The 24,640-nt window shown below is 73.0% G+C and carries 24 protein-coding genes; 15 read left to right on the top strand and 9 right to left on the bottom strand.

Features of this window, described 5'->3' with window-relative positions; translation table 11 throughout:
* Positions 1-37: 37 nt before the first annotated feature.
* On the top strand, positions 38-1,549 hold the full coding sequence (locus AB0E62_RS36345) for a sodium:solute symporter family protein (protein ID WP_362204127.1): 1,512 nt from the start codon (positions 38-40) through the stop codon (positions 1,547-1,549).
* A gap of 44 nt (positions 1,550-1,593) precedes the next feature.
* Positions 1,594-2,916, top strand: a complete 1,323-nt coding sequence (locus AB0E62_RS36340; protein WP_362204124.1) for an SGNH/GDSL hydrolase family protein — start codon at positions 1,594-1,596, stop codon at positions 2,914-2,916.
* 316 nt (positions 2,917-3,232) lie between these two features.
* On the opposite strand, the gene AB0E62_RS36335 is transcribed toward AB0E62_RS36340, so the two are convergent.
* Positions 3,233-4,759, bottom strand: a complete 1,527-nt coding sequence (locus AB0E62_RS36335; protein WP_362204209.1) for an alpha-L-arabinofuranosidase B — start codon at positions 4,757-4,759, stop codon at positions 3,233-3,235.
* A gap of 269 nt (positions 4,760-5,028) precedes the next feature.
* A complete protein-coding gene (locus AB0E62_RS36330) occupies positions 5,029-5,634 on the bottom strand; it encodes a TetR/AcrR family transcriptional regulator (protein WP_362204121.1) in 606 nt (201 codons plus the stop codon).
* A gap of 100 nt (positions 5,635-5,734) precedes the next feature.
* On the opposite strand from AB0E62_RS36330, the gene AB0E62_RS36325 reads away from it, so the two are divergent.
* Positions 5,735-6,133, top strand: a complete 399-nt coding sequence (locus AB0E62_RS36325) for a nuclear transport factor 2 family protein (protein ID WP_362204118.1) — start codon at positions 5,735-5,737, stop codon at positions 6,131-6,133.
* Between the two features lie 106 nt (positions 6,134-6,239).
* Here AB0E62_RS36325 and AB0E62_RS36320 read toward each other — a convergent pair whose 3' ends face one another.
* On the bottom strand, positions 6,240-7,094 hold the full coding sequence (locus tag AB0E62_RS36320) for an alpha/beta fold hydrolase (protein ID WP_362204115.1): 855 nt from the start codon (positions 7,092-7,094) through the stop codon (positions 6,240-6,242).
* A 112-nt stretch (positions 7,095-7,206) separates the two neighbouring features.
* Between AB0E62_RS36320 and AB0E62_RS36315 the strand changes: the two genes are divergently transcribed.
* The 4 genes from AB0E62_RS36315 (at position 7,207) to AB0E62_RS36300 (ending at position 10,787) form a co-directional block, all read left to right on the top strand.
* Positions 7,207-8,109 (top strand): LysR family transcriptional regulator, encoded by a 903-nt coding sequence (locus tag AB0E62_RS36315; RefSeq protein WP_362204112.1) that lies wholly within the window; start codon positions 7,207-7,209, stop codon positions 8,107-8,109.
* 231 nt (positions 8,110-8,340) lie between these two features.
* Positions 8,341-8,577: a DUF2945 domain-containing protein gene (locus tag AB0E62_RS36310; RefSeq protein ID WP_362204109.1), complete on the top strand. Its 237-nt coding sequence runs from the start codon at positions 8,341-8,343 to the stop codon at positions 8,575-8,577.
* Between the two features lie 123 nt (positions 8,578-8,700).
* Positions 8,701-9,912, top strand: coding sequence for a spore photoproduct lyase family protein (locus AB0E62_RS36305; RefSeq protein WP_362204106.1), 1,212 nt, complete (start codon positions 8,701-8,703; stop codon positions 9,910-9,912).
* A gap of 101 nt (positions 9,913-10,013) precedes the next feature.
* Complete coding sequence (locus AB0E62_RS36300; RefSeq protein ID WP_362204103.1) at positions 10,014-10,787, top strand: maleylpyruvate isomerase family mycothiol-dependent enzyme; 774 nt, start codon at positions 10,014-10,016, stop codon at positions 10,785-10,787.
* Positions 10,788-10,837: 50 nt separating this feature from the next.
* On the opposite strand, the gene AB0E62_RS36295 is transcribed toward AB0E62_RS36300, so the two are convergent.
* A complete protein-coding gene (locus AB0E62_RS36295; RefSeq protein ID WP_362204100.1) occupies positions 10,838-11,773 on the bottom strand; it encodes a LysR family transcriptional regulator in 936 nt (311 codons plus the stop codon).
* 128 nt (positions 11,774-11,901) lie between these two features.
* Between AB0E62_RS36295 and AB0E62_RS36290 the strand changes: the two genes are divergently transcribed.
* The gene (locus tag AB0E62_RS36290) at positions 11,902-13,278 is read left to right on the top strand and encodes an MFS transporter (protein WP_362204097.1); all 1,377 of its coding nucleotides are present in this window, start codon (positions 11,902-11,904) and stop codon (positions 13,276-13,278) included.
* Positions 13,279-13,600: 322 nt separating this feature from the next.
* Here AB0E62_RS36290 and AB0E62_RS36285 read toward each other — a convergent pair whose 3' ends face one another.
* Entirely contained in the window at positions 13,601-14,299 is a 699-nt protein-coding gene (locus tag AB0E62_RS36285) for an SDR family NAD(P)-dependent oxidoreductase (protein ID WP_362204094.1), read from the bottom strand.
* Positions 14,300-14,433: 134 nt separating this feature from the next.
* On the opposite strand from AB0E62_RS36285, the gene AB0E62_RS36280 reads away from it, so the two are divergent.
* The 5 genes from AB0E62_RS36280 to AB0E62_RS36260 all read left to right on the top strand — a co-directional run bounded on the left by AB0E62_RS36280 (position 14,434) and on the right by AB0E62_RS36260 (position 19,090).
* The gene (locus AB0E62_RS36280; protein ID WP_362204091.1) at positions 14,434-15,372 is read left to right on the top strand and encodes a helix-turn-helix transcriptional regulator; all 939 of its coding nucleotides are present in this window, start codon (positions 14,434-14,436) and stop codon (positions 15,370-15,372) included.
* A gap of 219 nt (positions 15,373-15,591) precedes the next feature.
* Entirely contained in the window at positions 15,592-15,861 is a 270-nt protein-coding gene (locus tag AB0E62_RS36275; RefSeq protein WP_362204088.1) for a DUF4190 domain-containing protein, read from the top strand.
* Between the two features lie 649 nt (positions 15,862-16,510).
* Positions 16,511-16,999: a MarR family transcriptional regulator gene (locus AB0E62_RS36270; protein WP_362204085.1), complete on the top strand. Its 489-nt coding sequence runs from the start codon at positions 16,511-16,513 to the stop codon at positions 16,997-16,999.
* A 132-nt stretch (positions 17,000-17,131) separates the two neighbouring features.
* Positions 17,132-18,112, top strand: coding sequence for a zinc-binding dehydrogenase (locus AB0E62_RS36265; protein WP_362204082.1), 981 nt, complete (start codon positions 17,132-17,134; stop codon positions 18,110-18,112).
* 75 nt (positions 18,113-18,187) lie between these two features.
* The gene (locus AB0E62_RS36260; protein WP_362204080.1) at positions 18,188-19,090 is read left to right on the top strand and encodes an NmrA family NAD(P)-binding protein; all 903 of its coding nucleotides are present in this window, start codon (positions 18,188-18,190) and stop codon (positions 19,088-19,090) included.
* 62 nt (positions 19,091-19,152) lie between these two features.
* Here AB0E62_RS36260 and AB0E62_RS36255 read toward each other — a convergent pair whose 3' ends face one another.
* Positions 19,153-20,112, bottom strand: coding sequence for a C45 family peptidase (locus tag AB0E62_RS36255; protein ID WP_362204077.1), 960 nt, complete (start codon positions 20,110-20,112; stop codon positions 19,153-19,155).
* Positions 20,113-20,133: 21 nt separating this feature from the next.
* Positions 20,134-21,339 carry an MFS transporter gene (locus AB0E62_RS36250; RefSeq protein ID WP_362204074.1) on the bottom strand — a complete coding sequence of 402 codons (1,206 nt, stop codon included), beginning with the start codon at positions 21,337-21,339 and terminating at the stop codon, positions 20,134-20,136.
* A gap of 175 nt (positions 21,340-21,514) precedes the next feature.
* On the opposite strand from AB0E62_RS36250, the gene AB0E62_RS36245 reads away from it, so the two are divergent.
* Complete coding sequence (locus AB0E62_RS36245) at positions 21,515-22,171, top strand: TetR/AcrR family transcriptional regulator (RefSeq protein WP_362204071.1); 657 nt, start codon at positions 21,515-21,517, stop codon at positions 22,169-22,171.
* A 111-nt stretch (positions 22,172-22,282) separates the two neighbouring features.
* Here the strand turns inward: AB0E62_RS36245 and AB0E62_RS36240 are convergent, their stop codons facing one another.
* The gene (locus AB0E62_RS36240) at positions 22,283-23,800 is read right to left on the bottom strand and encodes an ABC transporter permease (protein ID WP_362204068.1); all 1,518 of its coding nucleotides are present in this window, start codon (positions 23,798-23,800) and stop codon (positions 22,283-22,285) included.
* 87 nt (positions 23,801-23,887) lie between these two features.
* Positions 23,888-24,028, bottom strand: coding sequence for a keywimysin-related RiPP (locus AB0E62_RS36235; RefSeq protein ID WP_362204206.1), 141 nt, complete (start codon positions 24,026-24,028; stop codon positions 23,888-23,890).
* Positions 24,029-24,451: 423 nt separating this feature from the next.
* Here AB0E62_RS36235 and AB0E62_RS36230 point away from each other — a divergent pair.
* The coding region (locus AB0E62_RS36230) for a hypothetical protein (RefSeq protein WP_362204065.1) at positions 24,452-24,640 on the top strand (189 nt) is incomplete at its 3' end.

Raw genomic sequence — 24,640 nt, 5'->3', positions numbered from 1 at the left:
TCTCCTGCCGCCGTCCCCACGACAAGAAGGTCCTCCCATGCACTGGCTCGACTGGGCGGCCGTAGGCGCCTACTTCCTGGTGATGCTCCTGATCGGCCTGTGGTCGCACCGGCGTGTCGGCGATGTCTCCGACTACTTCACCGGTGGCGGCAGGATGCCCTGGTGGCTGACCGGCATCTCGCACCACATGTCCGGCTACAGCGCCGCCGTCTTCGTCGCCTATGCGGCGGTGGCCTACAACTACGGCATCACCGTCTACGTCTGGGCCTTCCTGCCGCTCGCCCTGGGTACCGGCGTGGGCGCCTGGATCTTCGCCCCCCGGTGGAACCGGTTGCGCGAGCGCTACCGGGTCGCCTCCCCGCTGGAGTACCTGGTGCGCCGCTACAACCTGCCCACCCAGCAGGCGCTGGCGTGGAGCGGCGCCCTGCTCAAGGTCTTCGACGTGGCCGCCAAGTGGGCTTCCGTGGCAGTGCTGTTGAAGGTCTTCACCGGCATGTCGATGACCCACGGAATCCTGCTGACCGGCGTCGTCACCCTGCTGTACTGCACGGTCGGCGGGCTGTGGGCGGACGCGCTCACCGAGTTCGGGCAGTTCGTCATCCAGGGTGTGGCCGCGCTGTCGATGATGTGGGTCGTCCTCGACCGGCTCGGCGGCGTCTCCGGCTCCGGCACCCTGTGGCACCGGCTCCCGGCCGGGCACACCGACCCCCTCGTCGGCCCTTACACGGCCGGCTTCCTGACCGCGTACGTCGTCGTGAAGCTGTTCGAGTACAACGGCGGGATGTGGAACCTGGCGCAGCGGTACATGGCCACCGACTCGCCCCGGTCCGCCCGCCGTTCGGCCGGTCTGTCGGCGGTCCTCTACCTCGTGTGGCCGGCCGTGCTGCTGCTGCCGGCGGTCGCCGCGCCGGTGCTCATGCCGCACATCGCCGACCCGCAGCAGACCTACGCCCTGATGGCCAAGTCGTACCTGCCCGTGGGCCTGGTCGGGCTGACCCTCGCGGGCATGTTCTCGCACACCATGGCCATGGCCTCCTCGGACGCGAACGCCATCTCGGCGGTGGTCACCCGTGACATCCTGCCCGCCGTCCTGCCCGGTTTCCGCGGGGTGAGCACCGCGCGCGGCCTGCGGGCGGCGCGGGTGGTCACGGTCGTCTTCATCACCGTCTCCATGGTCGTGGCCATCGAGGCGGACCACTTCGGCGGAGTCCTCGGCATCATCGTCGGCATGGTCGCGGCCGTGATGGGACCGATCTCCATTCCGATGCTGCTCGGACTGCTGCCCGCCTTCCGCCGCTGCGGTCCCCGAGCGGCCCTCACGTCCTGGGCGCTCGGTCTCGGCGGCTACTTCCTCGTCAAGTACGGCCTGGACGGGGCCTCACAGACCACGGTGGTCGTCACCCCGCTGGTCACCTCGCTCGTCGTCTACACGGGCCTGGGCCTGCTCCTGCCCGAACCGGACGCGGAGGCGGACGCCCTCGTGGCGGCGGTCTCCGGCCCGGAGCCCGGATCCGGCACGGCCGCACACCCGGTGGCGGAGCAGGCCTGACGCACACCGGCCCCAGCAATCGGACCAGTTGGAGGAACCTTCTCATGAAGCGAGCAGCGTCGTACGTGGTCGCCGCCGCGGCGGTCGTCGCCACGGTGGGCCTCACCCCGCACGCGTCGTCCGGCACGGCCGGTCCGCCGAGCGGCGGTTCCGCTCCCGCGCGGCCGGCCGCCATGACGGCCGGGAGCGGTCACTGGCTGGACACCTGGGTGTCCATGCCCCAGCTGACCGAGCCGGGCAACATGCCCCCGGCGCCGTTCACCCAGAGCGACCGCGTCCTCGACAACGCCACGCTGCGGCAGACCGTGCACGTCGGGGTGGGCGGCACGCGCATACGGCTGCGCCTGTCCAACGCCTTCGGCGGCGCCGACCTGCCCGTGACGGCCGTCTCCGTGGCCCGTCCGGCCGGCGGCAAGGCGGGCGTCGGCGCGATCGTGCCGGGCAGTTCGCGGCGGGTGACGTTCGGCGGGCAGCCGGGCTTCGACATCCCGCAGGGCGCGCAGGCGGTCAGTGATCCGCTGGATTTCGACGTGGCACCGGGAGCCAACCTCACCGTGACGCTGTACCTCGCGCACGGGCAGGCCTCCACCGCCATCACCTCGCACCCCGGTTCCCGTACGACGTCCTACCTGCTCGCCGGTGACCACCTGGACGACACGGACCTGTCCGGCGCCACCACCGTCGACCACTGGTACTTCCTGAGCGGGCTGGAGGTCCGGTCGAGGCCGGCCGGCTCCGCGACCGTCGTCCTCGGCGACTCGCTCAGCGACGGCCGCGGATCCACGACCAACGGCAACGACCGCTGGCCGGACCGGCTGCAGGCGCGGCTGGCGTCCCGCTCCGGCACCGCGGACATCGCCGTGGTCAACGAGGCGGCGGGCGGCAACCGCGTCCTGCGGGACGGGCTGGGCCCCAATGCCCTGGCCCGGCTGGACCGCGACGTGCTCGCCCAGAGCGGCGTCAACCGGCTCATCGTCTTCGAGGGCGTCAACGACATCGGCACCGCCGGCACCTCCCCGGCGGACTCCGAGCGCATCGCGGCCGAACTCATCGGCGCCTACCGGCAGATTGTCACCCGCGCCCACGCCCAGGGCATCCAGGTCTACGGCGCCACCCTCACCCCCTTCGGCGGCAACGGCTACGACGACCCGGCCGGCGCCCACGAGGCGGCCCGGCAGAAGGTCAACCAGTGGATCCGCACCGGCGGCGGGTTCGACGCGGTCATCGACTTCGACCGGGCGGTCCGGGACCCGGACGCCCCGGGCCGGCTGCGGCCGGCCTACGACACCGGTGACCACCTCCACCTCAACCCGGCCGGCTACCAGGCCCTGGCCGACGCCGTCCCCGGCGCCCTGTTCCGTCGCTGACCGGCACCCGGCGACGCGTCACGACCACGGACGGCCGGTCCCCCGGGGACGGAGGGGACCGGCCGTCGCTTCGGCGGGACGACCGTCCGTGTCGGGGGCCGGCCCAGGTGGGGCCGGCCGCGGCCGGTGCCGCCGGACACGGTGCGTGGGAGCGCTCCCAGGCTAGGAAGGCGTCACGGGAAGCACAATGCACGGGACGGATGTTTCCGGTCCGGTCTGCCGGAAAAGCGAAAGTTTCGCCCTGGGGGGCCACATGGGGCGGCCGTGCCACCGGGTCGGGTGGCACGGCCGGAGTGCGGGTGTCGCGCGGCGGGCGTCAGGCCCAGGGGGAGGTCACGACCCAGCTGGTGTCGTCGGCCCAGGCGGTGGCGTTGTCCCAGGCGTGGGAGCCGCCGTGGCTCGCGACGTAGGCGTCGTACGCGTAGTGGCGGACGAAGTCGCCGGGATAGTTTGCGGACCGGAGGGACACGCCCTGGCCGTTGTGGCTCGGCTGCGGGCAGAACGTGGCGTCCAGCCTGGACAGCGCACCGCTGTCCAGGGCGTCGACGCGCAGCCGGAAGTCGTAGTGGCGCAGGTACTGGCCTGGCTTGTCGGCGGACTCGAAGGAGACGCACGAGGCGTCACCCAGGCCGGCGCGCACGATCCAGGTGGCGGCGGCCTTGTCGGCGGACGGGCTGGAGGCGGAGACCGCACCGATGGCGGCGTTGTTGTCGGCCGTGTTGTGCCGGAGGTAGTCGGTGGTGCAGCAGGAGGTGGTGGCCCGCAGCGAGACCCTGGACCCCACGGCGGGGGCGCCCGGCAGGGCGGAGGTGGCGTACCCGGCCGCGTTGATGTTGGCCTGTACGGCGTTCTCGGTGGCGTCCGACGGGTAGCCGGAGGTCATCACGCCCTCGTAGAAGGTGCCGGCGGAGCCGTTGCTGTTGTCGCCGCCGATGCCGAGGATGATGGCCCCCTCCTTCTTCATCGGGTTGTAGCCCGAGGCGTTGGGGCGCACTCCGTCGTAGTACGTGGACAGGCCGCCCGACTGGGCGTTGCCGGCCCGGATCGCCCAGTGGTTCGGTCCGCCCTTGACCACGGCGGTGAGGAACCGGTGGCTGACGCTGGGGTCGTTGGCGTTGTAGCCGCGGTTGACTCCGGAGAACAGGCCGTTCTCGAGGTCGGCCATGACCCAGGGGCCGTTGCCGGTGCCGTAGCCCCAGGACTTGCTGTTGCCGAAGTAGACGGTCTCCATCGTGCCGTTGCCGTTGTCGCGGCTGTTGGTCTCGGCGTTGCCGTAGTCGAAGCAGCAACCGCCGTTGTAGTGGCTGCCGTCGAGGAGCGCGTACATGCCTTCCGGCTGGTCCCCGGTCGCGATCCCGTTGGTGTTGTTGTTCCGGTAGCCGGTGCCGGGGGCGATGAAGACGCCGTACGCCTTGTGGCCGCCGACGGTGACCGGTGCGGCGGACGCCTCGGCCAGGTTGTCGTAGCCTCCCGCGGCGGGGCCCTGGAATCCTCCGGGCGGTGCCTGGGTGAGGTGGTTGCCGCGGCCGGACTGGTCGTAGATGACGGTGATCAGGCAGCTGGTGCCCGCGCAGAAGGAGTCCTGCGCGGCGGCGTCGGCGTAGCCGCCGGCGCCGAGCGCGCCGATGTCCCGCGTGGCACCGTCGGAGGCGCGTTTCACCTGGTAGAGGCGGCTGCTGTACGCGGAGTACAGGGCGCGGGTGGTGCTGTGCGCGGCCACGCAGGGCGTGCCGCCGGCCGCGTACAGGTCACAGGGCAGCGAGCCGGCGGCCACGGCGCTGCCGCTGGTGGCCACGGCGCTGCCGCCGGCGGCGGCCCGGCCGCCGAGCAGGGCCGTGGCCATGGCCAGTACGAGGGCCAGCACGGCGAGCGGCCTGGCCCGCCCGGGGCGGGCCGGTGTCACGGACATGAGCGGTCTCCTGGGGATGAGTGGGGGCCGGTGGCGTCCCACCACCGGGCAATGGACCAGCAGGGCATGCGCATGACAATAGATTGATCGGTTCGGTATTTCGGATGTTGATCGTGGTGACGGACAAGGTTCGATGATAGGAAGCGCCCGGAGGGTGTCAACAGAACGCGCACGTCCGATACTTCGGCCACCGAAACCCGAGGTCAGCGAGGTGCGGGGGGCTCCTTGGCCGACGGAGCGGCCCCGTCGCGGGCGCACAGTTCGGCCACCAGGTCGCGCGCGTACCGTTCGTCCGTTCCCGGGACCGAGAACACCACCCGGAAGTAGAGGGGCGCGACCACCCGGTCGAGCACGCGCTCCAGCGTGGGCACCGACTCGCCGCGCCCGGCGGCGGCGTCCAGCGGCGCCCGGAAGCGGGCACTGACCCGCTCCAGGCAGGCACGCAGGCCGGCCCGGCGTTCGTCCACGTCCGGTGCCACCTCCGCACGGAAGAACGCCACGCCTCCGGGCCGGGACAGGTCCGCGAGCGTCCAGACCGCCACCCGCTCCAGATCCTCGCGGAGATCGCCGGACAGTTCGGGCGCCTCCTCGTCCTGACGCCGGTCGGCCACGTCCGCGAGGAGGGCGGCGGCCGTACCCCAACGGCGGTACACCGAGCTTGGGTTGACGCCGGCGCGGCGCGCCACCGCGGGGACGGTCACCTTGTCGGCGCCGACTTCGTGCACAAGCTCCACCACCGCGCGGTGCACGGCGGCGCGCACCCGGGCGCTGCGCCCTCCGGGACGGCTGTCTCTGCTTTTGACGGTCACCCTCTCACCTTAAAGCAAAGAGTTGCGCTTTAACCAGCAGGTCCTCTAGGCTGCGTTAACGCAAAGATCACTGCTTTAGCTGCGCTTCCGTGGAGGAACCATGCCCTCGCACAAGGACCAGTACGAGGCCGCGCACCGGCTCGGCACGCGGTTCCACGCCTGCCTCGCCGCCGGTGACTGGGACGGCATCCGGTCCCTGCTCACCGACGACGCCACCTGGACGCTGCCCGGTGACAACACCGTCTCCGGTACGGCCGTGGGTGCCGACGCGGTCGTGGAGCGGGCCAGGAAGATCGCTTCCTACGGTCTCGACTTCCGGCTGCTGCACATCCTGGTCAGCCGGGAGAACATGGCGCTGTCCCTGCACAACACCGCCCGGCGAGGCGATGTCCGGCTGGACGAACACCTGTCCACCGTCTGCCGGCTGCGCGACGGCCGGATCGCGAGCATCGAGACCTACCTCTCCGATGTCCCCGGCATGAACGCGTTCTTCGTCTGACCGCGCCGGACGGGGCGGCGCGGTCGTCAGGCGACGGTCCTCAGGGCTGGGCCGGGCCGCCGGGCGCGGCCGGGCCGCCCTCCGCCGGACGGATGCGCCGGGCGGCTCACCCCTGGGCTGCGCGCCCGAGGAAGAACCGGGCCAGAGCGCCGGCCACGGCGGCGGCGTCGTTCTCCATCGGGATGTGGCCCGCGCCCGGCACCCGGACCAGGGTGCTGTGCGGGACCTCCGTGACGAACCGCTCCGCGTAGGCGACCGGCTGGAAACGGTCCTCCTCCCCCCACACCAGCAGCTTCGGCGCGGTCGACGCCCTGAGGGCCGGGAGCGCGGCGAGCGTGTGGCGGGCCTCCGCCGCGGCGGCCAGGCACAGCCACGAGCGAACGGTGCGGGGGTCGGTCCACGGCTCCAGGTACTCGGTGATCTCGGCCTCCCCGGCCGGGCGGCCCAGCGCGGCCGTCAGGGCGGCCCGGCGCGAGGCCAGCAGTTCCTCCACCGTGACGGCGGCCCGTACGGCCGGATCGCGGAACCGGGCCACGCCGGGGACCGGCCAGGAGTCGTAGCTCACCGAGTTCACCAGTGCCATCCGCCCGACCTCCGCGTCCTGTCCCGCGAGCAGGTGCTGGGCGACGGCACCGCCGATGTCGTGCCCCGCCACCCGCAGCGGCCCGGGCAGACCGAGGGCGGTGGCGAACCGCGCGACCCAGGAGGCCAGGGCCGGGACCGCGGCCCTCTCCATCGTCAGCTCTCCGGCCGACCGCCCCAGCCCGGGCAGGTCGACGGCGACCGGGCGCAGACCGGCGGCGGCCAGGTCCGCGAGCACCGGCAGCCAGACACGGCTCCAGTAGGTGCCGTGCAGGAGCAGGACGGCCGGGGCGTCGTCGCTCCCGGCGGTCAGGTAGGAGGCGGACCGGCCGTCGACCTCGATCTCGGCACGGCGGACTGCGGAGGATGTGGTGGTCATGCCAGAACCCTTCTGCCATGGTGGACCGGCGGTCAAATGACGGCGACGGTATGTGCGCATGCCGGTCCGCGCATGATCGCTGGTGATCGGCCGACATCTCCGGGGAAGTGTGATGCGTCTTACGCAACTACGCGTACTGCTGGCCGTGGTGGACCACGGCGGCTTCACCGCGGCGGCGGAACGGACCGGGGTCTCCCAGCCCGCGGTCAGCCGCGCGGTCGCCGCCCTGGAGAGCGAACTCGGGGCCCGGCTGGTCGTCCGCGGCCGGGACGGCGTCCGGCTGACCGAACCCGGCCGGCGTGCGGTCGCGCACGCGCGCGAGGCGGTGCGCCACTTCGACCTGGTGCGCACCGAGGTGGCGGCGGCCGCGGGCGAGGTGACGGGTGAACTGCGGCTGGCCTCGCTGCCGACCGCCACCGGCGCCCTGCTGGCACCCCGGATCGCGGAGTTCACCGACCGTTACCCCCAGGTCCGGGTGCGGCTGCTGGAGGGTTTCGACCGGGACGTACGGGCCTGGCTGGAGCGGGGCGCCGTCGAGGCCGGGCTGCTGACACGTCCGGCGCCGGGACTGGAGGCGGTCGAACTGGCCTCGGACGAGATGGTGGCTCTGCTCCCGGCGGCCCATCCCCTGGCGGACGCCTCGTCTGTGCCGGTGTCCGCCCTGGCGAGGGAGCCGTTCATCCTCTCCTCCGGCGGCTGCCGTCCGCTGATCCGGCAGGCGGCCCGGGACGCGGGGGTCGAACTGGACGTCGCGTTCGAGGCGGCGCAGCTGTCGGCGATCGTCGCGATGGTGGGCAGCGGACTCGGCGTCAGCATCGTGCCCACACTCGGCCGGGACGCGTGGCGGAACACCGAGGGTGCCGTCGTGACCCGGCCGCTGCGGCCGCGTCTGCACCGGACCCTGGCCCTGGCCTTCTCCCCGGCCGGCGCGGAAGCGGGAGAGCTGTCCCCGGCGGCCCGGGCGTTCCGGCAACTGGTACGGGACCATGCGGAGCCGGGACCGGCCCGGGTGTGAGCGGCGTCCTCGGCGCGGATTCCCCACCGCCGGACGGGCACGGGCCCGGCCAAAGCCGCGCCACCGGCCGCCGGGCCCCGGCGCCGCCCGCGGGCGCACGCGCCGGCGTGTTCCGCGGGAGGCACGCGAGGCCGGGCCGCCCGGGCAGCGGGCGCGGAGGCACGGATGCGGTCCCCGGCATCCGCGCGCACCCTGGCGGTAGGCACCGACCCCGCACGAGGGAGCACCGCCATGACCAGGAAGAAGAACACTTCCGGCGGAGGAGAGCCGGCCGAGGGCGACAAGGTCGCCTGGCGCAGCCACGGCCGCGAGACCACGGGCACCGTCGAGAAGAAGATCACCGAGCGGACCGAGGCGTCCGGGCGCACCGTGGACGCCTCGCCCGACGCACCCCAGTACGAGGTGCGCAGCGACAAGTCCGGGCGTACGGCCGTACACAAGCCGTCGGCCCTCAAGCGGAAGAAGTGACGCACGCCGTCCGCTCACCCTGGCGGGCCGGTCAGGTGGCCGATGGCGGACGGCGGACCGCCTACAGTGGAATGTGGCCCCCGCCCCCCGCGGGGACCCTCCCTACTGTTCGGCAGCACGCGCATGACGTACTCCTCCTCAGGCCCCGGCGACGACGGCGCCGACGCCCTGTTCGGCCTGGACGCGCTGGACGTCGTCCCGGGGACTCCCGAGTGCGGCGGCGCGGGTTCCGGACGCGACCCGGACGGCCGCCCGCCGTTCCACGAGTCCGCCGCGGCCCGCCGGCTGCTGCCCGTCCGGACGATCTACGCGGAACCGGCCGCCGCGGCCTCCGCGCGCGGCCGTCAGATCCTTGCCCGCTTCCCCGGAGCCGGACTGATCGAGGTGGACTCCCACTGGCGCATCCCGGGGCTGCACGGCAACGAGGGCAATGTGGAGCGCTGGGTGCGGGTGAAGGGGGAGACGCTGGTCCTGGGCGAGCGCAAGACGCTGACCACACGGCCGAACGGACGGTCCGCCGACTGGATCGCCCCCGGCCCCTCCAACGGATGCGCCATGGCGTGCGCCTACTGCTACGTCCCGCGTCGCAAGGGGTACGCCAACCCCGTCACGGTCTTCACCAACATCGACGCCATCATCGCCCACCTGGCCCGGCACATCGCCCGCCAGGGCCGCAAGCCGGAACCCAACCAGTGCGACGAGTCGGCCTGGGTCTACGACATCGGGGAGAACGGTGACTGCTCGGTGGACGCGCTGATCAGCGACAACACCGCGGACCTGGTGCGCGCCTTCCGCCGCTGGCCCACCGCGAAGGCGTCGTTCGCCACCAAGTTCGTCAACCCGGACCTGCTGGCGCTGGATCCCCGGGGCCGCACCCGGATCCGCTTCTCCGTGATGCCCGCGGCTGACTCACGGCTGCTGGACCTACGGACGTCGCCGGTGGGTGACCGGATCGCCGCCGCGGCGGATTTCCTGGACGCCGGCTACGAGGTCCACTTCAACCTCTCCCCCGTGGTGCTGCGCCCCGGCTGGGAGGAGGCCTGGGCCGAGGTGCTCCGGCAGCTCGACGACGTCCTGCCCGAGCGGGTCAAACGGCAGGCGGCCGCCGAGGTGATCCTGCTCACCCACAACCGGGACCTGCACCAGGTCAACCTGGGCTGGCACCCCCGGGCCGAGGAACTGCTCTGGCGGCCGGAACTGCAACAGGACAAACGCTCGGAGAACGGCGCGCTGAACGTCCGCTACGGCGATCAGGTCAAGGCACGGGCCGTACGCACCCTGCGCGACCTGGTCGCGGCACACGCCCCGTGGCTGCGCATCCGGTACGCCTTCTGAACCGGGCGGGGACGGTTGAGGGCGGCGCGAGCCGGGGAGCTTCCACGGCTCACGGGCCGAAAGACGGTGGCGCTCCTGCGGGCCAGGTGGTAGACAGCGGCGTGCACGAGGTACTCGAGTTCCCCGCCCGGCTGCGGCTGATCGACGAACGGTCCGTCGCGTTGCGGGCCGCGGTGTCCTCCGGGACCGGCCTGGACGCGCGGGTGCCGTCCTGCCCCGAATGGACGCTGTTCGATCTGGTGCGGCACCTGGGCGGCGGGCACCGCTTCTGGGCCGCCGTCGTCGCCGCGGGCCCTGCCGGCGCTCCCCCGGTCGAGAGGCAGGCCGTCTCGGACGCGCCCCGGGACCGCGACGCCCTGCTGGAGTGGTCGGCGGAGTCGACGCGGCGGCTGCTGAGCGCGCTGCGCGCGGCCGGCCCGGAGGCCGGCTGCTGGGCGTGGTGGTCGGTGTCGGGATCGCCGCGGACCGCCGGTGCCGTCGCCCGGCACCAGGTCCAGGAGGCCGCGGTGCACGCCTACGACGCCCAGCTCGCCGTGGGCGCCGCGCAGCCGCTGCCGGACGAGGCGGCGCTCGACGGTGTGGCCGAGTTCCTGTCCACCTGCTGCACGACGACCAGCGCCTGGCCGCACGAGCCCGCCGTCGTCGACTATCACGCCACCGAAGGCCGCTCCTGGCGGCTGGCGCTGTCCGCCGACGGCGCACGGGCCACCCGGCTGCCCGTGCCCGGCACCGCGCCCGCCGCCGACGCCTGCGCCCGGGGCACGGCCGGGGAACTGGTCCTCGCCCTCTACGGCCGTATCCCGGTGGACTCCCTGGAGCTCGACGGCGACCGGCGGCTGTTCGACCTGCTCCACGCCTGGGAGCCGGAGGACTAGGGCCCGGTACGGCGGCGGGGCCGACGGCCCGGCAGGCGGCGGCGCTGCTGTCAGTGCCGTAGTACCCAGCCCGGGGTCCAGGTCCCGGCGGCGTCGTGGCGGGTCGCTGTGGCGGCGAGGTGGGCGCGGAGCGTGGCCAGCGCCGGGTGGGGGTTGTCGCGGTGCCAGAGGAGGGAGTGCGGGTAGACGGGCGTCGGGTCGGTCACGGGGATGCGGCGCAGTCCGTGTCCGGCGGGCCAGACGAGGCGTGTCCCCTCGCCCATGAAGGTGGCCAGGGCCGGGGTGTCGGCGACGGTGTCGAGGAGCGCGTCCGAGCCGAAGTTGGGGCCGGTCGCCTCCAGGGTGAGCCCGAACTCGGCCACCAGGTCGTCGTAGTAGGCGGCCCACTCGGTGCCGGGGACGACGCCGGGCATCCAGATGCGGTGTCCGGCGAGCTGCGCGAGGCGCACGGACCGGGCGCCCGCCAGGGCATGGGCGGGGCCGGTGAGGAGCTGGAGCGGTTCGTCGAGCACCCGCACGGACTCGATGTCCTCGGGAAGGGGCCGGCCGGGCGCGGCCACGGCGCGGAAGGAGGCGTCGATCTCGCCGGACCGGAGAGCGGTGACGGCCGCCTCGATGTCGAACAGCCACACGACGTCGAGCTCGGTCCCGGGGTGCGCGCGATGGAAGTCGCGCATCAGGCCGGACGGCGCGGCGCGCGAGGCGATCACATCGACGCGCAGCGGACGCCGGCCGGTGCGTACGGAGGTGACCGCGCGCTCGGCGATGCGCAGCAGCTCGCGCGCGTGGGGCAGGAACGCCTGCCCGTCGATGGTGAGTCCGGCACCGCGCGGGGTACGGGTGAACAGCCGCACGCCGAGGTCGCGTTCCAGAGCTGCGATGCGCTTGGAGACGGCCTGCTGGGTGAGCGACAGCTCGGCGGCGGCCCCCTGGAACTGCCCCGCGTCGGCGGCGACGACGAAGGTCCGGACGGTCTCGATGTCCATGCCGACACCCTAGGACCACAACCATCGGTTGTGGTGTCGGGCTCCGCGGTTGTTTGATCCCCGGGCCCTTCGCTCGCTTTGATGCTTCCGGTCGCGGATCGGTTGTGCGCAGGCGAGGGGACGCGGGTATGAGGAGCGGGCACGGGTGGGGACGACCGCCCGGACACCGGCTGGGGCGGCGCTTCGGGTGGCTCTGGGCGGCGTACGGGAGCAGCGCGCTCGGCACCTGGCTCGCCTTCGGCGCGTTTCCGCTGATCGCCGTCCAGGTACTGGACGCGGGACCGGCCGAGGTCGCCGCGCTGTCCTCCGTGGGGGCCGCGGTCGGTGCGGCCGTGGCGGTGCCGCTCGGTCCGTGGATGGAGTTCCGCCGCAAGCGGCCGGTGCTGATCGGGATGGACCTGGTGCGGTGCGCGGCGCTGTTGACGGTCCCGGTCGCGTTCGCGTTCGGTGTCCTCACCTTCCCTCAGCTCCTGCTGGTCTCGGTCGTCGTCGCGGCGGCCGACATCGCCTTCCGCGCCGCCTCGGGCGCGTATCTGAAGACGCTCCTGGGGGGCGAGGACCTGCTCGTCGCCAACGCCCGGTTCGAGGCGACGGCCTGGACCACCACGATCGTCGGCCCGCCGCTGGGCGGCGCGGCGATCGGGTTCCTCGGCCCGGTGGCGACGGTGGTGGCCGACGCGGTCAGCTATCTGCTCTCGGCTCTGGGCATCCGCGCGATGGGCCACGGCGGGACGCGGCCCGCCCTGGGCGGACACCGGGCGCCCGGCGCCGCGGCCGGTGGCGACACGCGGTCCCCGGCGGACGGAGGCGGGGCACGGCCCGCCGCGGCCGGGCACGAGGCGCGGCCCGGGCGCCGGCAGGCCTCGCGCATGCGGGCCGGGGACCTGCTCGACGGCTGGCGGTACATCCTCGGCGACGCGGCGCTGCGCCCGTTGTTCTTCAACGCGGCCCTGTTCAACGGCCTGGTGATGGCCGTCGAGCCGCTGCTGGCCGTGCTGCTGCTGGGCCGGTTCGGATACGCGCCGTGGCAGTACGGCCTCGCCTTCGCCGCGCCCTCCGTCGGCGGACTCGTCGGCTCCCGGCTGGCCCGGCCGCTGGTCGCCCGGTTCGGGCAGCACCGGGTGCTGGTCGTGTCCGGTGCCCTGCGCGCGCTCTGGCCCGTCGGTCTCGTCCTCGTGGGGCCCGGCACGGGAGGCCTGCTGCTGGTGATGGGCGTCGAGCTGGGGCTGATCTTCTGCTGCGGGGTGTTCAACCCCGTCCACGCCACCTACCGCCTCGAGCGCACCGCGCCCGACCGCGCCGCGCGCACGCTGTCCGCCTGGACGGTGACGACCAAGTCCTCGACCGCGCTTCTGACGGCCGTCTGGGGCGTGCTGGGCGGCCTGCTCGGCCCGCGTACGGCCATCGGCCTGGCCGGTCTGCTGGTGCTGACGACCCCGCTGCTCCTCCCCCGCCGTACGCCGGTTCCCCTCTCCGAACCGGTCCCGGCACCGAGCCACACGTGACCCCGCCGAGCGGACTCCGCATGTCATGTGCGCCATGGCGGCCGTGGCTGGACTCCGGCGAGCACCGTGCTCACGAGTCGGTGGACGGCGGCCGTGGCCGGCGGGTCCGGGTCGCGGTCCCCCGCCCGGCTCCGCCCCGGCCGGCTGACCGCGGTACCGGACGCGGTCGGGGACGCCATCGACGCCCTGGGGGCCGCTTCACCATGCGGTGCACCACGCTGGCGACCACCGCCGTCCGCCGGGCACACTGATCCCGTCGCGGCCGGCCTGCCCCCGCCCCGCGCCGAGGGCGTTTCCCGCCCGCCCCCGGCGTCGCCGCCGTCTACCAGGGCAACTCGGCGTCGTCCTCCTGGAACGTGCCGGTGGGACCGTCCTTGCCGAGGGTCGCCATGCGAACGACGACTTCGGCGCTCTCCTCCACCGGACGCCCGCCCGGGAAGTCCGCGGTGAAATCGGTGGCGGTGAAACCGGGTTCGACGGCGTTGACCTTGAACCCGGGCAGCGCCTTGGCGTACTGGACGGTGAGCATGGACACGGCCGCCTTGCTCGCCCCGTACACGATGAAGGCGTAACGCGACTGGCGGCGCTCGGGGTTGGTGACCGCCCAGAACGAGCCGAGTGCGCTGGAGACGTTCACCACGACCGGGTTGTCCGAGGCGCGCAGCAGCGGGAGCGCGGCCTGGGTGACCCGGACGACACCGATGACGTTGGTCTCGAACACGGCCTGCGCGCCCGCGGCGGTGACTCCGTCGGCGCCGAGGGTGTGGTCCGCGATGCCCGCGTTGTTGACCAGGACGTCGAGGCGGCCCTCGCGCTCCTCGATCACGCGCAGGGCGGCCCGGACCGACGCGTCGTCGGTGACGTCGAGCCGTACGGACCGGGCCCCCAGCTCGGCCGCCGCCGCCTGCCCGCGCTCCGGGCTGCGCGCCCCGATGTAGACGGTGTGCCCTTCCCCGATCAGCCGGCGGGCGGTCTCGCGTCCGATTCCCTTGTTCGCTCCGGTGACGAGTGTCACGGTCATGTCCGGTGTGTCCTCTCTTGCCGAACCAGTTCCGGGTCGATGGTTCGCCCGGGCCCGGCGGCGGAACAGGGCCCCCGTGATCCTGGGGGTGACAGGACCAGGCAAGGGGCCGGGGATCCGCCTACGCTCCCGTCATGACCCGTGACACGAACATGCTCGGCGCGTATCTGCGGGCCCGTCGCGAACTCGTCACGCCGGAGAGTGCCGGCCTGCCCCAGCTCGGCGTCCGTCGCGTTCCCGGTCTGCGCCGCGAGGAGGTCGCGATGCTCGCCGGCATCAGTGCCGACTATTACCTGCGCCTCGAACAGGGCCGTGACCGCAACCCGTCCGTCCAGGTCCTCGAATCGCTCGCCCGTGTGCTCCAGCTCGATGACGCCGCTACGGCCTATCTGCTCGGCCTGGGTTCCGACCGGCCTCGCCGCGCCCGTCGCCGGCCCCGCAAGGAGGCCGTGCCCGCCGGGATCCGGGGGCTCCTGGACTCGCTGCCGCAGCCGGCCTTCCTCGAAGGCCGCTGCTTCGACGTCCTGGCGGCGAACGCGCCGGCGACGGCGCTCTCGCCCCGCCTGGCCGCCGGCCGCAATCGTCTGCGCGACGTGTTCCTCGATCCGGCCGAGCGGGCCCTCTACCCGGCCTGGGAGGAGGCCACCGCCGCCCTGGTCGCCGGGTTCCGCGAGTCGGTCGGCACGGACATCGACGATCCGCGGTTCATCGAGCTGGTGGGCGAGCTCTCGCTGGCGAGCGACCGCTTCCGCCGGCTGTGGGCCCGCCATGACGTCCACGCCCGCGAGGGCGCGTCCGTCACGCTCGACCATCCGCAGGTCGGCCCGCTCACGCTGAACCGGGAGAAGCTCCTGGTGTCCGGATCCGCCGGTCTGCTTCTCGTCGTCTACCACGCCGACCCCGGCAGCGACAACGACGAGAAGCTCCGCCTGCTGTCCTCCTACCAGGCCACTGCCCGTACGGCGGCGGCCGCTGACACCCGCGTGCCCGACGCCCGGCGGCACGGCCGCGGCGAGGGCGCGGTGCGGCGACGGACACCGACGGCTCCGGACCCGTCCTCGGACCGCGTCTGACCCCTTCGCGCGCGAAACGCGACGACCGTCGGGGGTGCCACCGGTTCCGGAGGCGAACACGGACGCACCCCGGCACATGGCCACATGGACTCGCCAACTCCGCTTTGCCCAGCACGATTTGTGTGCTCCTCCGCCAGGCATGACCCGGCCGTGACGGGCAACCAGAAGGGAACCGAAGGAGTTGAAAGAAGACAGTAACGACGGTTAGGGAGATAAGTGATGTCGTCCTACAGCGCGGGCACCCACAAGACGAGCCGGACCAGTGGTCTGGCGATCGCGGGGCTGGTCTGCGGCATCGTCGGCCTGTTCCTCCTGCCGATCATCCTGGGGCCGCTGGCCATCATCTTCGGCGCCGTGGCCCTGCGGCGAACCGGTTCCGCGATGGCGAAGTGGGACATCGGCCTCGGCGTGGCCGACCTCCTCCTCATGATCGTGATGTTCGCCGTCGCCGCAGGCAACGGCGGCACCTTCACCTGGCACATCGGCTGACCCTTCACCCCCGCGCCGCCCACTGGCTCCACTGCCGGGGGGCGGCGCGGGCATGACGGACGCGACACGCGGATCCCACGAGCGGGCCGTCCTGCAATGCGGCCACATGACGATCATGTCGCTCGGTCCCACCGGTCACCGTGGCCGTCCGGCACAGCGCGACATTGCGGCGGCGGAGTCGGGCCGCCGCCGGAGGCGGGCCGGGGCAACCCGGGGCCTGCCGGCTTCCGGCCGCACACTCCGGCACCTCGGGCACCTCGGGCACCTCAGGCACCTCAGGCACCTCGGGCACCTCGGGACGAGCCGGACCCGTCCGCGCCCTGGACCGAGTCCGCCGGCGCCCTGCGCGAGCTGTGCACGGAACCAGCCCTCGCACACCGTCCGCGAGAGTGAGCCCCCGCTGCGGGCGAGCACGGACCGGGCTTGGCGTTCCCGCCCCGAAATCCCCGCCCCGCCCGGCTGCTCTCCCCTCCCTTCCCCTGCCGTGATCCCGCCGGCCCGGGGCCAGACGTCCGGCTTCCTTCACCGACTCGGCGCCCGGGCCGGCGAACTCGCTTGCCCGGAGAACCTGTACGGACTTGCCGGAAGCCCCGCTCAGGAGTAATAGTTGGTTGGTCACAACCAATCAATCGGGATCGTGGTGTCGGTGATGGGACGCACGTCTGCCGGTTCCTCAGACGGGCCGGACGAACAGCGCAAGGCTTCCGGTGAGGTGGCGGCAGCCCTCGCCACGGTGGGGAACTGGATGTTCTCCACCGCGGCACGGCGCCGCATCATGGCGGCCTCGGGCCTGGAACTGTCCCTCGGGGACTACACGTTGCTGGCCCAGATCTCCCAGCACGCGCCGGTACGGCTGTCGGTCCTCGCGGAGCTGATGGAGGTCGACAAGTCCACGCTCACGCCGCCCGCCAAGCGGCTGGAGGCGCGCGGCTTCATCGTCCGCGAGCCGGACCCGGCGGATGCCCGCGCCCAGCTGGTCAGCGTCAGCCGGGCGGGCAAGCTCGCCATCCGCAAGCTCTGGCAGGCGCGGGCCGACATCGTGGCCGAGCTGATGGACGACTGGAGCACCGCGGACATCAAGAGCCTGGCCGCGAACCTGGCCGCCTTCGCCGAGGCGATCGAGAGAAAGGGCACGTAGGAAGGCAGCCCCGGGGGAGGCCCGGGCGGCCGCCTCCTGCGCGCCGGCGGCCGGTCCGGCAGCCCTCCGCCCGGCCCCCGTCGTCGAGGACCAGCGATCCGTTCACGATCCACCACTAAGGAGTGAGGACAGGTGCGTGCCGTCCTGCTGAAAGAATTCGGTCCACCGGACCGGCTGACCCCGGCCGAGGTGCCGGACCCCTATCCCGGCCCGGGCGAGGTGGTGATCAAGGTCGCTGCCGTCGGTATCCAGTTCCTGGAGACCCAGGTCCGCTCGGGGGCGATGCGCGGGGCCATCGGTGACGCGCTCCTGCCCGTGATCCTCGGCAAGGAGGTCGCGGGCGAGGTGGCCGAGGTCGGCACCGGGGTCGACCCGGCGCTCATCGGCAGCCGGGTGCTCGCCACCACTGGGGGCCTCGGCGGTTACGCCGAACTCGCCCTCACCCCCGCCGAATCGCTCATCCCGGTGCCGGAGGGGCTCGAATTCCGCGATGCCGTCGCGCTCTACCGCTACGGAGCCACCGCCCGCGGCCTCATCGACGCGGCGCGTGTCACCCCGGGCGACCGGGTCCTCGTGCACGCCGCGGCCGGTGCCGTCGGCACGATCCTGGTCCAGTTGCTCAAGCGGGCCGGTGCGACGGTGATCGGCACGGCCCGCGGCTGGCACAAGCTGGCCTTCGTCAAGGAGCTGGGCGCCGATCATGTCGTCGACTACTCGTCGGCCGGCTGGACCGAAGAGGTGCGCCAGGTCGCGCAGGGTGCCGTCGAGGTCGTCTTCGACCACGTCGGGGGCGAGCTCGGACGCGAGTCGTTGTCCCTGCTCACCCCCGGCTCCGGACGCCAGGTGGTGTTCGGTGCCTCCAGCGGGAAGCCGCTCGACGTGAAGCCCATGGAGTTGTTCGGCCGGGGGCTGACCCTGACCGGCTTCAGCGCGGGCCTCATCTGGAACCGGCCCGCCCACGCACGTGAACTCGTCACCGGCGTGCTGGACCTGGCCGTCGCCGGCGAGATAGAGGCGGTCGTCGGGCAGAGCTTCCCGCTGGAGCACGCGGCCGAGGCCCACGCCGCCGTGGAGTCGCGCGACACGGTCGGCAAGACCCTGCTCATCCCGTGAACCACCTTTCGTCCACCGTGGATTGCTTACCGTCCGGGCCGGAACGGTCCGGTTCTTACCGAGGAGAACAACACCATGACCACCACATCCAAGATTTTCGTGGCCGGCGCCACCGGTCTGCTGGGCGGCCGGATCGTCGCCGCCCTGCTCGACCAGGGTGCCGCCGTGCGTGCTCTGGTCCGGCCGGGCACCGAGGGTGACAAGAAGGCCGCGCTCACGGCCCTGGAAGCCCGCGGCCTGGAGCTGGTCGAGGGCGACCTCAGCGATCCGGTGGAGAAGCTGGCCGCCGCCGTCGGGGATGCCACGACCGTGATCTCGGCGGTGCAGGGCGGACCCGACCTGATCGTGGACGGCCAGGTGAACCTGGTGCGCGCCGCGGAGCGGGCCGGTGCCCGTCGCTTCGTCCCGTCCGACTTCGCCGTCGACATCACGAAGCTCGATGACGACGACAACTTCATGATCGGCTGGCGGCGGCAGGCCGCGGCCGCGTACGGCGACACGAGCCTGGAGGTGCTCTCCGTACTCAACGGCGCCTTCTACGAGGTCATGGTCGGCTTCATGGGAATCGTCGACTGGGAGGCGGGCACCGTCTCCCACTGGGGCGATGCCGACCAGCCGCTGGACCTCACCTCGATCACCGACACGGCCGCCTTCACCGCCGCGGTCGCCCTCGACCCGGAGGCCAAGGGCACCCAGCGGTTCGCGGGAGAGGTGCTGTCGATGCGCCAGTTCCACCAGACCCTGGAGCGGGCCACCGGCCGCACCCTCGAACTGAAGAACCTCGGCACCGCCGACGAACTGCGCGCCGAGATCACCCGCCGGGCCGCCGCTTCCCAGAACCCGTTCGACTACGTGGGTCTGCAGTACCAGTGGTGCATGGTGACGGGCAAGGCCAAGTTCGACACCCTGGACAACGCCAAGTACCCGCAGGTCAAGCCGGTTTCCCTGGAGGAGTTCGTCCGGGAGGGCCACGTCTGAGGCTGACACCGCCTCAAGAGAGCGCCGGCACGGTGCCCGTCGCACCGGGCACCGTGCCGGCGTCAGCTGTCGTCGCTCCCGCCGGACAGTCCCAGGGTGACGGTGAGGGATCCCGGGGAGAAGCCGTCGAAGGAGTGCTCCCAGCTCTGTCCGGGCCAGTGGTAGGTCACACGGCCCTCGTCGGCACGGTACTGGGCCGTGTACACCGTGCCCAGCCAGTCGTCGTAGGCACACTGATACAGCGGCGGTCGCAGCATCGCCGCGACATCGACACCCGCCGCCTGTATCGCGGCCAGCCGCGCCTGGGTGCGGGTGACCTGCTCCTGCTCGTCCGGCACCGGGAGGTGCTGGTGGTTGGCCGCGCACGAGTCCTGTGTCTCGGTCAGCGGGATGTCGGGTCCGGTGTGGACCGTCACGGTCCGGTCCGGATCGACGAGGGTGACGTTCTGCGGAATCGCGATGGGGAGGGTGCGCAGTCTCTCCAGCGCCTCATCGACGGTTTCGCAGGTCTCCAGCAGATAGCGCAGCACCAGGGGTATGGCGAATCCTCGTCCGTGGACGTACCGCCCGCCGAAGGTGAGTGATACCGCGAGGCCCGCGTCGTTCATGCCGTCCAGCAGCCCCCACCCGGCCTCCTGCATACCGATCACGGGGCGGAGGAAGCGGGAGGAGACGATGGTGCCTTCGCAGTGTTCGGGAGCGTAGTCGTAGTTCCTGAGCAGAGTGCCGGGGCGGCCGATCTGCGTGCAGCCGGAGAAGAACGGCCGCACCGCCGCCAAGGTGAGAAGAGTTCTGGCCTCGGGTGAGGGCAGTTGGCCGGCGAGCCGGTCCAGTGCCGGGACGAGTTCGGGCATGTGCTCCTCGAAGAGCCGCCGGGCACGGGCCGCGCCCTCGGGAGTCCTGCCCTCCTCGGTCAGCCAGTCCGCCGCGCCCGCCATGGCCGGCCGGACCCGCTCGGCCCACCGCCCGTCGCCGCCGTCACCGATCTCCACGGCCTGGAATGTCTTGACGTGTCGAGTCATGAGGCGTGACCCAACCGAATTTCAGCCCTTTTTGCAATGCGGGCGCCGGCGCGACAGGGCGGCCGCTGCCGACAGGCACAGGGTGGCCACCAGTGCGGTGAAGATCCGCACGGCCGGCAGGAGCCCGGTGGCCGTGGCCAGGAAGCCGACGCCGACGACGGGGATGCCCACGCCGAGGTAGACGACGACGTAGAAGCTGGAGAGCACGTCGGCGTGGCGGCCCTGGGGGGCGGCCCGGTTGATCTCGGTGACGGCGCCAAGGAAGGTCAGTCCCTGCCCGGCGCCGCCGATGACGGTGGCCGCCAGCAGCAGCGGCAGCGGCAGCGGCAGCGAGGAGAGGCCACCGGCCACGGCCAGCAGCACCAGGCCGGTGACCTGGACGCCGGCCGGCCTGCGCCCCGCCGCCGCGATCTGGGCGAGTGCCGAACAGCGAGCATCAGGGTGACGGCGCCGCCGGCCAGGGCGAGATTGCCGCTGCCGGTGAGTTTCGTGACGTAGGCCGGCACCAGGCTCAGGAAGATCCCGGTCACGGAGAAGGCGAGGAAGCTCGCCGTGCCGCCGGCCAGGAACAGCCTCCGCATGGTGGGCGGGACGGTGGGGCGGCGCGGGCGCCAGCGGGCGGTGGGCCGGGTGGCGGGGAGGGTGGCCTTGGCGAGGGCCGCGGGAATCAGCAGCGCGATCTCCGAGGCGTAGGGCAGGACGCAGGGCCAGGGGGCGTACTCGGCCGGCAGGCCGGTGATCAGCGGGTCCGCACCCCAGGCCTCCGACGGAGGCGACCGTCGACACCAGTGCGGCCCGGCCCGGGTCGCCGCCGGGCTCCAGTTCGGTCAGTGCCGCCGTGAGCGCACCGGAGGCGGCCCCCACGGCGAGGCCCTGGAGCAGGCGGGCGGCGATAAGCCGGCCGACGCCGTCGGCGAGGGCGAGGACGAGCGAGCCGAGGGCGGCCAGCACCACGGCCGGCAGGAGTACGGTGCGGCGCCCGACGGAGTCGGACAGTGGGCCGGCGATCAGCAACGAGGGGATCAGCGCGGCCACGTACACCGCGAAGACCAGCGTGACCACGAGCGGGGAGAAGCCGAACTCCTGCTGGTCGCCGCGGTACAGAGGGGTGGGCAGATTGGTGCCGGTCAGCAGGCGGAACAAGGTGCAGGCGGTGGCCCGGAAACGGGCCGGGCTCCGCGTGGCGGTCCCGGGTCCGGCGGGGGCCGCCGGTCCGTGCGTGGTCATCGCGTCGTCCTCGGGTTCAGTCGCGGGTGCGTCGCCACGGCCCCGTCGGCCGGTTTTGACCGACGGTCAGTCAAATAAGTGACCGACGGTCGGTCAAGGGGACGGGACCGACCGTCGGTCAGCTATATTGAGGACCCGAATCGGGCTGCGCGACACCGCGTGAACGGAGGTGGGCATGCCGGCGACGACGCGGAGGAAGCGAGTCACCAAGAGCCCCGACGACCGCAGGGACGACATCCTGCGTGCAGGGCAACGGGTGTTCGGCACGACGGGCTTCGAGCGCGCCACCATCTCCGAGCTCGCGGACGCGGCCGAGATCGGCAAGGGCACCTTCTACCTGTACTTCGAGTCCAAGGACCACCTGCTCGGCGCACTGTGGGAGCGTTATGTCGACGGCATCGTCTCCACCGCGCAGGAGATCCTGGACGAGAGCGACGACTGGTGGCCCACCATCGACCGGGTGATGAGCGCCCTCGTCCGGCACGCCGTCGAGAACGCCGAACTGCACCGGATCGTCTACGGCTCGGCCAACGCCAAGGCCCTGGAACTGTGCCGGCAGGCCAACCAACGGGTCATCGACCTGATGTGCGCGTTCGTCGAAGAGGGCACGGACGCCGGCGCGTTCCGGGCCGCCGACACCCGCGTGGCGTTCCGCATGGCCTACCACGCGGCCGACGGCCTGCTGGACGACCTCATCGGCCAGGACGGCGAGGGCCCCGGCGTCGATGAGCGCCGGGTCGTCACCATGGTTCTCGAACTCGTCCACCGCGCCCTGGGTGATCACGCGTACGCGCCCGCACTGCTGAACCCGGTCGCCACGGCTGCCGGTTGAGCCCACGATGGCGGGCGCACGAGGGCGAGGCCGTCACGGGCGCGGACACGGTGCACGCGACGGCCGGTGCGGCCACTCCCCCGCCGGGCCGGCAGGACATGACCCGGGCCGTCACGTCAGGTCGTCGGCGCGGCCGAAACCGCGGGCGGCCCAGAGCAAGGCGGTGACCGCAGTCAGCAGGAGGACACCCGCCTCGATGACCGGCGGCGGCTGCCAGGCACCCCAGCGGACGCCGGCCGCGGCACTGGGGCGGGCGGTGCGGCGCAGGATGTCGGCGGCGTAGGCGAGCGGGTTGAGGGCGGCCGCGGAGGTCACCCAGGACGGCAGGGTGGAGAGGGGGACCAGCGCGCCCGATCCGAAGAGGAGCGGCGCGCTGGTCAGGGCCAGGAGCGTGGTGAAGGTCTCGGGCCGCCGGGTGAGTACGGCCGGCACGAGGGTGAGCGCGGTCGGCGCGAAGGCGGTCAGGGCCAGTTCCGCGAGGAGGCCGCCCAGCAGCAGGGGCCGGTAGGGCAGCCCGCCGGCCGGTGCCAGGGCGAGCAGGACGGCGCCCTGGACCGTGGCCGTGGCACAGCCGCCGAGGCAGATCCCGCACAGCAGGCTCGACCGGCGGGCGGGGGTGACGAGCAGTTCCCGGACGATGCCGCTGTACCGGTCGGTGATCAGCCGGAAGCCGACGCTGACGGCCGGTGCCTGGACGGCCATGAGCAGGATGCCGGGATAGAGGAAGGCCCGGTACTGGCCGCCGAGCGCGGCGTCGGGGACGAGCGCGGACAGGCCGCCGCCGAAGGCGAGCGGGAACAGCAGGGGTTGCAGGAGCGGCAGCACGGAGTTCGTGGGGCCGACGAGGTCCTGTCCTTCCCAGTGCACGGTGACCAGGTGGCCGGCTGCCCCGGCGGCCAGGAAGCGCAGGCTCGTGGAGTCCAGCCCTCCGGAGAGGTCGGCGCTCACCGTGCCGCCGTCGGCAGTACAGGTGCCGACCGTGTCCGTCAGTGCCGTACGCACCGCCGCGGCGGCCTCCGTCAGGGACAGGTGCGGTTCGGGGGGCTGCCGCCAGCGGGCCGTGGGGCCCCGGCGCCCGTCGCGCTCCCGCACCAGCGCCTCGTGCGGGGGTACGGCACGCACGTTCCGCCAGTAGGTCCGGTCGGCGAGGAGCGTGGACGTCACCGGCGGGTACAGGAGCCGCACGGCCAGCGTCTCGGGGTCGGGATCCGCGCCCGACAGGGCGGCCAGCACATCGGCGCGGCCGGCCGCCACCGGCACCCCGTCGACATGTGCGGTGAAGACACGGCACACGGCCGATGCCGTACCGCGCGCCCACACCCGGCCGCCCACCGATGCCAGCACGTGGAAGCTGCCCGCCAGACCGGACACGGCCCGTTCCGCCTCCGCGGGCAGGCGCACCCGCTCGGTCCGCCGCCGTAACACCTCGGCCCGCGCGGCGCTCCGTCCCAGGACGATGACGCGCGCCTCGCCCGTCCGCGCCGACACCTCCCGCCGGGCGTCCCAGCGGCCCACCAGCCACGGCCGTCCCGAGGCGTGCGGCACGCAGCGCACGCCCTCACGGCACAGCCGCCCCGCGACAGCGGCGGCGGCCCGCGAGTCCGGCAGCATCACCCACCATTCGTCCACGGAACTCCTTCTTCGCACGGGCAGGTCGGGCGGCCTCACGCCCGGCGGGCACGCGTCGCACGCCCGCCGGGGTTCACAGCACCGGGCTCATTCGCCGTAGGGGCAGCGCCAGAACGGCGGGAGACCGCCGTCGAAGCGGTTGCCGTACGGCCAGCCGAGGGTGACCTCGGCGAAGTCACCGGCCTCGCTCAGCATCGGCGCCTCGTAGGCCTCCTCGCGGTTCTCCATGTCCGTCACCTCCTCCCGTCTCCTCCGGGTCGAACGGGTGTGGAACGGCCCTGTCCGCCGGCCTGCGGGGTCCGTTCACCCAACGGTGATGACCGGGCGTGCGTGGGCTAACCGGCTGAACGGCATAAACGCCCCCCAGGGATGAAGGTGCGGCACAACCCCGGCAGTTCACGCACAACTCACCACGGAAAGCAACCGCGGCTCGCTTCGGCGTGCCGGCGCGCGTCAGGGTCCGCCCGCGTACTGTGCGCGCCGCACACCCCCGGCCAGTCGGCCACACCGGGCCGCCTCCGCGACGAGACGGCGCTACGCGCACGTCCGCCTCGCCGCACAACACTCCGGGGAGTCGTACGGCGAGGCGGACGTGCGGTACCACGGCGGGCAGCCATGGTGACCGGCGAGTGAGACGCCGGGGCAGGGAGCGTGGCTCCGCCTGCCCCCGAGCGGGACCCGTGCCCCGGTGGACGGCACCGGTGGGGTCCGCGGGCGGTACGGGGAGCGTGCCGGACCCGGCGGGTCTCCCTCCACCTCGTCCACGGCTACGCACCCAGGGAGTACGCGGTGTGCTACCGCGTCCACCACAGCACCGAGGACGGCATGGGTGCCGTGCAC

The organism is Streptomyces sp. NPDC038707 (genome assembly GCF_040636485.1).
In the GTDB taxonomy this organism is placed as follows: Bacteria; Actinomycetota; Actinomycetes; order Streptomycetales; family Streptomycetaceae; genus Streptomyces.
Note: the sequence above shows the minus strand (reverse complement) of the source record. Positions and strands in the feature narration are given on the sequence as shown.